Raw genomic sequence first — 6,817 nt, 5'->3', positions numbered from 1 at the left:
GGCCACCGGCCAGAGGGTGAGGCTATCCCCGCCGTGGCGGCCGCTCATACTGCCACTGTCTGGCTCGATGCTGAGCATGTAGCGGGTGGTGCCCATCTTGTGGCAGAGGGCCTTGGCCAGTTGCTGGGGGCTGCATTTGTGCAGTTCGCTGGCAACGGGCGGGAAGGGGGTGTCATTATCAGTCAGCTCGGCAAGCTGGCGGTGCAGCGCTTCGCTTTCGCTGCGGCGAATGGCTTGTGTCGCAGCGTATACATCAACCTCGAAAGCAGGCTCGATCCAGCCAGCGTATTTCATGGCGACCAACTCGACAGCCCATGTGCCGGGCTTGTTACCACCCCTCACTGTTTTCAATGCGGGAAATCCCGCTTTGGCCTCTACCGCTGCGATGTAGGCGCCATTGAAACGCTTGAACTCGCTGGGCTTGTGCGATGCAGTAGCCTTGCCTTGGGCGATGGCTGCTTTATGCAGGTCGTTGAGGTTGTACATGCCATCGGCTGCGATGGTGATGGAGTGGTTGGCAATGGTGAGTTGGGTATTCATGATGAGATCCTCTGAGTCAGATAAATCGCCACCATCAACGCCAATTTTCTGGTGGCGAACTGGGCAGGGTTGGCGTACCGGGACTCAAAGAAACCGGCGCCCCGAAGGGCCCCCACCCAGCCCGCCATAACTGAAATTGCGGGTACTACTGGGCCGCACATAAAAAAACACGCTGGCGCGTGTTGGTGCGCTTTAAGTCGAACGGGACGCCAATCCCGGCAACGGATTTTGCCGTTGCTTTTATAGTATCTAGAAACATTGGCATGGTTGTCAATCCATGAAAAAGCCCAGCAGTTGCTGGGCTTGGTATAAATGTTATGCGTTAAGGTTAAATCGGCGGCTTGCAGGAGGAGAGCTCATCGATCCCAGACTGGGGATTCGAAGGAAATTTGGCTTTCGCGCTGATCCCCTGAAATAAGATATCCATGTCTTTTGGCGACAAGCCTGCCCCACCATCTGGACCGTAAGCTGCATTCAGCAAAAAAGCCTGCCCTTTATCTGTGTCTGGCTTTACAAGCACAACCTTAATGCTCGGGGCGCTATAAACCACGGTAGATTTTAGCTTTACGCCATTTATCGTCACCGCAACGTCAGTAAAAGTTTCGCTTTTACTGCGAATTCCAGAATAAAACCTACTTGGCAGAGACAGAGCCATACTGCCTTGCCTGTTTATAACAAGCCCGATTATGTCATCCTCTGCCCTGGCTGACACGGTGCTTACCCCGGTAAGGTAATCGCAGTTATCGTCAACAATCCAGCCATTCCACTTTTTTTCTGGCTCTCCAGCCATAGCTTGTGCCGCGAGAAGCAATAGCATTGGCATTAAAATCTTCCCAGGTCGATTCATAACCCCTCCTTGTTTCGAAGGGGGTATTATGGATCTGTTTGGGGCGGCTGTCAGCCTGCAACCCCCTGGTGCAAGGGGCTCCAGGCTGGCCACTGTTGCCAGTGGCTAGCTGTCACCTTCCAGCGCCATGTTCCGGTTTGACGGGTTAATGGCGATCTGCCGGGCCAGCAGATTGCGAGCGGTGACTGCCCAATCCGAATTGTTAAAGAGCGGTGCAATCCTGAATTCAGGCTGCAAGAAGCCAAGACACACTCGCGGTGTCTATTAAATGCGTCTTGGCTACGGCGCTATGAGGGAAGCGCCAGACCCGGGTCAGATGGCGTTGCGGTGGAACTCGGCCCGCCAGTGGAGGAGGGCGCGGCATTTCATGGCGGTCAGGGTGCGCACCTTGGCAGACTGGGCGGTGCGGGCTGCGACGAGCTGGTGCCGCTCGGTGGCCATCATGGCAACCGTCAAGCGTTGCTTGATGGCCCGGCGGCGGGCGGCGTTACCGTTCAGGCGGTCGGCGATGGCGGCTACGATCTGGTCGGCGCGTTTCGCGGCCCTGGAAAAAAGGCGTCTGGTCATGCTACATTCACTCCTGTTGGCGAGTTGGTCCTCGCTAATTCCCAGTTGATTCGTCATGCTGGGTCCTGATTGCTGGGGTTGGTCCCTCGGCTTTCACTGACCGGGTGGTACCCGGTCCTTCGAAGCCCGCCTTGTGCGGGCTTTGTCGTTCTTACGCGCTGGTCAGGCGCCTCACTGCTGCCCTGGTCAGGGGCCGGGTCCTGTTGCTGGTTGTCTAAATTTGGTCGGAGATACAGGGATCGAACCTGTGACACCCTCATCCCAAATGAGGTGGCATACCGCTTGCCTAATCTCCGATGTTGCCGGTTACGTCTCCGGCCCGGGCTCTCACCGTTCGTGTGGCATTACCCAAGACCTTCACCACGATTGGCCGCCTTCCACGCTGCCCTTGCTGTTATCGGTCTTGGTTGTTCGATTGCTTTACCGAACAAGGCAAAGGTTAATATTCCCGAACACTTGCGTCAATAGAAAATGTTCGGTTTTACGAACTATTTTTTTTAGTGGGTGATGTAGCTGCCAAATGGTGGGCACAAAAAAGCCCGCGCGATGCGGGCTTGATTGAGGTGGCGATGTTATTTCAGGTAGTGGTTGATCGCCAAGGTCACGCCAAGACCAAGCAGCGCAGACGTGTAGTAACCAGTATCAAACATGGAATGAAAGACGAACGGGGATATGCATAGTCCAATGATCATGGCCAAGGTGAGGTTTTTATTAAGCCGCCCCTCTTCCTTATGCCTTTCTGCCCTTATCTCTGCCGTAATCTGCTTAACCATTTTTTCGTGTGCATCCTTGTCCACTAGATCACTCCTTCACGTCCCGGCGCAGTTCGACCATGCGGCCGAAGATAATGGCGTCCTTGATGGGCACCACGCCCAGGCGCTGATCGTCGGTTACCAGTGTAATGCCAGAGAGGCCGTCGAGCGCCTTAAGCAGCCGATCCTGCTCGCTGCTGACTATCCTCGCCAGTACCACGTCGTTATGGCGTGGCGTCCGGTCGGCCAGATCAATAACGCAGATGTCGCCGCTCTTGATGCCGGAGCCTGCAAGGTTGTCATCGTTGGCAATGATGCCGATCAGCTGGCCATCGTAATCACTGTATATGGTGTCGCGCCCGTCGAGGGTGTGCAGGGCATCTGTTGGGTGCTCTGTGAGGTCTGACATTTCCCATACCGATACTTTGCCGAGGTGCGTATCTGCTACATAGGTGCCGCTCTCTTTACCGGTATAGAGCCATAACGGGTCACAGCCGAGCGCTTTGGCAATGGAGAGCAGGCTGCTGACGCGCAGATCCTTGAGCGGGTCAGAAAACAGAACGGATATCACCGCTTTGCTCACGCCTGACTTGCGCACCAGGTCGGCCTGCTTCCAGCCGCGCTCATTGAGCATGTATTTCAGTCGATCTCTGAAAGAGGTCATGTCGCACTCGTTCGAATAAAAAAACACTTCCTCATTCTGTCCTATTTCTTGTGCGCTATGTCGATGGTTGACTTGTTCGGAAAAGCGAACCAAAATGGGTTCTGTATTACCAGTATCCATAAAAGGGACCCCGACCAATGAAGAAAGACCAAGCCATCCAGTTTTTTGGCGGCAGTAACGCCATGGCACGCGCCGTTGGCGTGACCAAAAGCACCGTATCCGAATGGCCCGAAATCATCCCGGCCAAGTATGCCACGCGCATCCACTTCGCCTCCGGCGGCAAACTTGATTTCGGCCTTGAGGATTACCGCCCGGAGCAAGCCGAAACCCAGCAGGCCGCCTGACCAACGGCCAGCTTTACCCCTACCACTAGAGGACCAACCAAATGGGACGACCAGCACTGTCTGATCACGAAAAAATGGACACCCTGTCACCCTTGCGGGTGCGCGGCACTGTCGGCCACAGACAAGTGTGGCAGGAAGTCGGTGCCGAAGTCGGCATGACTGAAACCGCATTTGCCCGCACCTCGCTGCTGATGCTGCTCAATTCCATATCAAAGCATGAGCCGCAGATACTGGCGAGAGCCGTCAAACGGGCCAATCGGAGCCTGATCGAGCAGGGTTACCCGCCCGTCACTGTCGAGGAGATCCTGAAAGGGGATGGCCTGCCAGAGCGCGGCCTGCTGACCTTCTCGCCGCAAGATGAGGCCATCTATGACGAGGAGCGCCCCAAGAAGCCGGTGCAAAAGCTCATCGGCCTGATCAACTTCGTTTTAGGGAGATAACCATCATGTTCAGCAATACCAAACCACGCCCGAAACCCGAGCATGTCACCGATCGGGATAACGTAGTCCTCAAGGCCGTAATGCACGAGCTTGCCCTGCATCTGGACGATGACTCGGTGATCACCATTGCGCAGGCCGCTGGCACCGATCGCACTGCGACCCGGCTTTCCCGCGAGCTGATGGCCCGCAAGATTGAGCGCGCCGAGAAGCAGCCAAGCGCATAACCACTATCAATCAGGCCCGCCTCACCACCGGGCTGTTAATTCAGGACCTCAACATGACCATGAACCCAACGGCCCCGCTGGGCCACCCCCTTTGTGCCGATCTGGATCACTGCCCGATGTGTGGCAGCGAGCTGCGCACCGGTACCGATGACCGCTCATTTGAATGCCCGGGGTGTGAATACACCGAGCAGGAGGTGGCGGCATGAACCACAACATCGTTTCTGTATCTGGTGGTAAAGACTCCACCGCCACCCTTCTGCTGGCAATCGAGCGGAACGCCGAGAACCTGCAAGCAGTTTTCTGTGATACCGGCCATGAGCATCCAGAGGTTTATGGCTATCTGGACTACTTGGAGGTTCGGCTTGGTCTCGTAATTCGTCGTGTTAAGCCTGACTTTTCTGAGCAGGTTATCCGCAAACGCGATGTGGTTTTGACCAAATGGCGAGCTGAAGGCGTCAGTGAACAAATCATCGAGCGTGCCATCGTCGCACTACAACCGACCGGAAACCCGTTCTTGGATTTGTGCCTGTGGAAGGGGCGCTTCCCAAGCACCATGGCTCGATTCTGCACCGAAGAGCTGAAGCGAAACCCCATGCAGCAACAGGTGCTGTTCCCTCTGCTGGAAGACCATGAAACCGAGGAGGTATGGAGCTGGCAAGGGGTGCGCGCTGATGAGTCAACATCGAGAGCAAAGCTGCCAGAGAAAGATGAGGTTCGTGATGGCCTAATCAACTACCGCCCGATCCTGACCTGGACTGCACAGGACGTTTTCGAGTTTCACCGCAAGCATGGCGTGAAATGGAACCCGCTCTATGAGCAGGGCTTGAGCCGTGTTGGCTGCATGCCTTGCATCATGTGCCGGAAAGACGAGCTGCGTGAAATTGCCAACCTCTGGCCAGAAGAGATCGAGCGCGTCGCAGAGTGGGAACGACTGGTGAGCATGGCCAGCAAGCGCGGTGCCTCGAGCTTCTATGGCCCGCGTGTCGCGGGTGGCGGTCAGTCAGTCGAGATGATGACGCATGAAGAGGCTCAGGAGCTGCTGAACATCAATCGAGTGGTTGACTGGTCGATGACAGGCAGAGGTGGAAAGACGTTTGATATGTTCGCCCGCCTTGCTCCTGACGTTGGTTGCTCCAGCGCCTATGGGCTCTGCGACAATCCTGTTTTTGACCCATCAAGCATCACCGCCATTCAGCCACAAAAGGCTGGGGAGGCAGCATGAACACCGTTATCAAATTCCCGGGGGCAGGCGCCCCCATTTCCAAACCTATCAGCAGAGGTAGCAACGTGAGCGAAAATGCCCGCAATGGCTTCCGCCTCGCTTACTCGTCGATGCTGAATGCCCCCTGGTACAAGGATGTAGCCAAGAAGTCCGTGTGGCTGCATTTGCTGCTGGATGCGGCCTATGAGAGCCGTGAAGTCACCTTCAATGGCAACCGCCTCACCATTCATCGTGGTCAGCTGGCTTGCTCTGCTCGTTCGCTCGGGAAAGCGTGTGGCGTATCTGAGGATCAGGCTCGTCGGGCGCTGGACTATTTCGAGGAGGAGGGAGCGATCGGCAGGACGACCAAGCAGGGCAAGAGTGGTTACACCATCATCAGCCTGCTGAATTTTGACGCTTATCAGCGCGGAGTTTCGCAACACTTTAGCGCGGAGTATGGCGCGGAGTTTGAGGGCGCGCCAGATATGGGGTTAGAGGGTGATCGCCAACTCAGCGGCGCGGAGTTAGGTGCGGAGTATCATGCCGAAGATCTTATCATTAATAACAATATAAACTCTGAAGATAATAAACAGATCTCTTGTTCTGTTTCTGACGAAACAAAACCGACTAAAAAAACGGCAGAGCCATCAGCCGATTCTCTGGCTGTGCTGAACCACCTCAACGCCGCATGCAATCGCCGCTATCAGGCCAAGCCAACCACCCTGCAGAACATCAACGCCAGACTGGCGGAGGGCTACTCCGTGGCCGATCTGCAACTGGTGATCGACTTCAAGCGCGAGCACTGGTCCGCAAACCTGAAAATGGCCGAATACCTGCGGCCAATGACCCTGTTTGCGCCGCAGAAGTTCGCCGGGTACCTGGCTGGCGCCCAGCGCTGGGATCAGATCGGTCGCCCGCGTTGCCTGAACGGCGAGTGGGAGGGCTTCGAGGGTAAGCGCAAGCCGATGTCCAACATTGCCGCCGCCCAGCAACAGGCGCGCAGTCTCATCGAATCGGGAGCTGTCAGCTATGACGACGACACTCCCCTCTAACGTGACCGCGCTGCCAGCCAACCAGGATGCGCCCGCCATGAGCGCCCGCATGGCCGCATTCATCGCTGAGGAGCTGCTGCCGCTGATGGCCGGGAGCTGGCCTGCCAGCGCCAACCAGCTGGATGCCAATGCCCGCGGCGTGGCGTTGGCTTGGGGTGGCGTGCTACGCGGGTTCACTCCACTGTG

11 protein-coding genes, 1 tRNA gene and 1 pseudogene are annotated in these 6,817 nt (G+C 56.4%); 7 read left to right on the top strand and 6 right to left on the bottom strand.

Annotated elements, in window-relative coordinates:
- From AACR77_RS18860 to AACR77_RS18835, 6 genes are all read right to left on the bottom strand, one after another.
- Positions 1-540, bottom strand: a 540-nt coding sequence (locus AACR77_RS18860; RefSeq protein ID WP_197055473.1) for a KilA-N domain-containing protein, incomplete at its 3' end; no start/stop codon positions are given.
- 328 nt (positions 541-868) lie between these two features.
- On the bottom strand, positions 869-1,387 hold the full coding sequence (locus AACR77_RS18855) for a hypothetical protein (protein ID WP_042878700.1): 519 nt from the start codon (positions 1,385-1,387) through the stop codon (positions 869-871).
- Between the two features lie 312 nt (positions 1,388-1,699).
- A complete protein-coding gene (locus AACR77_RS18850) occupies positions 1,700-1,954 on the bottom strand; it encodes a hypothetical protein (RefSeq protein WP_042878698.1) in 255 nt (84 codons plus the stop codon).
- Positions 1,955-2,175: 221 nt separating this feature from the next.
- Positions 2,176-2,250: transfer RNA gene (locus AACR77_RS18845), tRNA-Pro, on the bottom strand.
- A gap of 276 nt (positions 2,251-2,526) precedes the next feature.
- The gene (locus AACR77_RS18840) at positions 2,527-2,751 is read right to left on the bottom strand and encodes a hypothetical protein (RefSeq protein ID WP_042878696.1); all 225 of its coding nucleotides are present in this window, start codon (positions 2,749-2,751) and stop codon (positions 2,527-2,529) included.
- 4 nt (positions 2,752-2,755) lie between these two features.
- Positions 2,756-3,370, bottom strand: a complete 615-nt coding sequence (locus AACR77_RS18835; protein ID WP_231563093.1) for a helix-turn-helix domain-containing protein — start codon at positions 3,368-3,370, stop codon at positions 2,756-2,758.
- A gap of 137 nt (positions 3,371-3,507) precedes the next feature.
- On the opposite strand from AACR77_RS18835, the gene AACR77_RS18830 reads away from it, so the two are divergent.
- The 7 genes and pseudogenes from AACR77_RS18830 to AACR77_RS18800 form a co-directional block, all read left to right on the top strand.
- Complete coding sequence (locus AACR77_RS18830) at positions 3,508-3,714, top strand: Cro/CI family transcriptional regulator (protein ID WP_042878694.1); 207 nt, start codon at positions 3,508-3,510, stop codon at positions 3,712-3,714.
- 41 nt (positions 3,715-3,755) lie between these two features.
- Positions 3,756-4,154 (top strand): hypothetical protein, encoded by a 399-nt coding sequence (locus tag AACR77_RS18825; RefSeq protein ID WP_041979973.1) that lies wholly within the window; start codon positions 3,756-3,758, stop codon positions 4,152-4,154.
- A 5-nt stretch (positions 4,155-4,159) separates the two neighbouring features.
- The gene (locus AACR77_RS18820; RefSeq protein ID WP_042062778.1) at positions 4,160-4,378 is read left to right on the top strand and encodes a hypothetical protein; all 219 of its coding nucleotides are present in this window, start codon (positions 4,160-4,162) and stop codon (positions 4,376-4,378) included.
- A 53-nt stretch (positions 4,379-4,431) separates the two neighbouring features.
- The gene (locus tag AACR77_RS18815) at positions 4,432-4,584 is read left to right on the top strand and encodes a hypothetical protein (protein ID WP_164537286.1); all 153 of its coding nucleotides are present in this window, start codon (positions 4,432-4,434) and stop codon (positions 4,582-4,584) included.
- Positions 4,581-5,600, top strand: a complete 1,020-nt coding sequence (locus tag AACR77_RS18810) for a phosphoadenosine phosphosulfate reductase domain-containing protein (RefSeq protein WP_042878689.1) — start codon at positions 4,581-4,583, stop codon at positions 5,598-5,600. The genes AACR77_RS18815 and AACR77_RS18810 overlap by 4 nt, the downstream gene beginning before the upstream one ends.
- On the top strand, positions 5,597-6,631 hold the full coding sequence (locus AACR77_RS18805; protein ID WP_042878687.1) for a conserved phage C-terminal domain-containing protein: 1,035 nt from the start codon (positions 5,597-5,599) through the stop codon (positions 6,629-6,631). The genes AACR77_RS18810 and AACR77_RS18805 overlap by 4 nt, the downstream gene beginning before the upstream one ends.
- Positions 6,609-6,817: pseudogene (locus tag AACR77_RS18800) on the top strand (hypothetical protein); the annotation flags it as partial. The gene AACR77_RS18805 and the pseudogene AACR77_RS18800, both read left to right, overlap by 23 nt.

The sequence above is a fragment of the Aeromonas sp. ZOR0002 genome (assembly GCF_963866995.1).
In the GTDB taxonomy this organism is placed as follows: domain Bacteria; phylum Pseudomonadota; class Gammaproteobacteria; order Enterobacterales; family Aeromonadaceae; genus Aeromonas; species Aeromonas caviae.
This window is presented reverse-complemented; position numbering and strand designations above follow the sequence as displayed.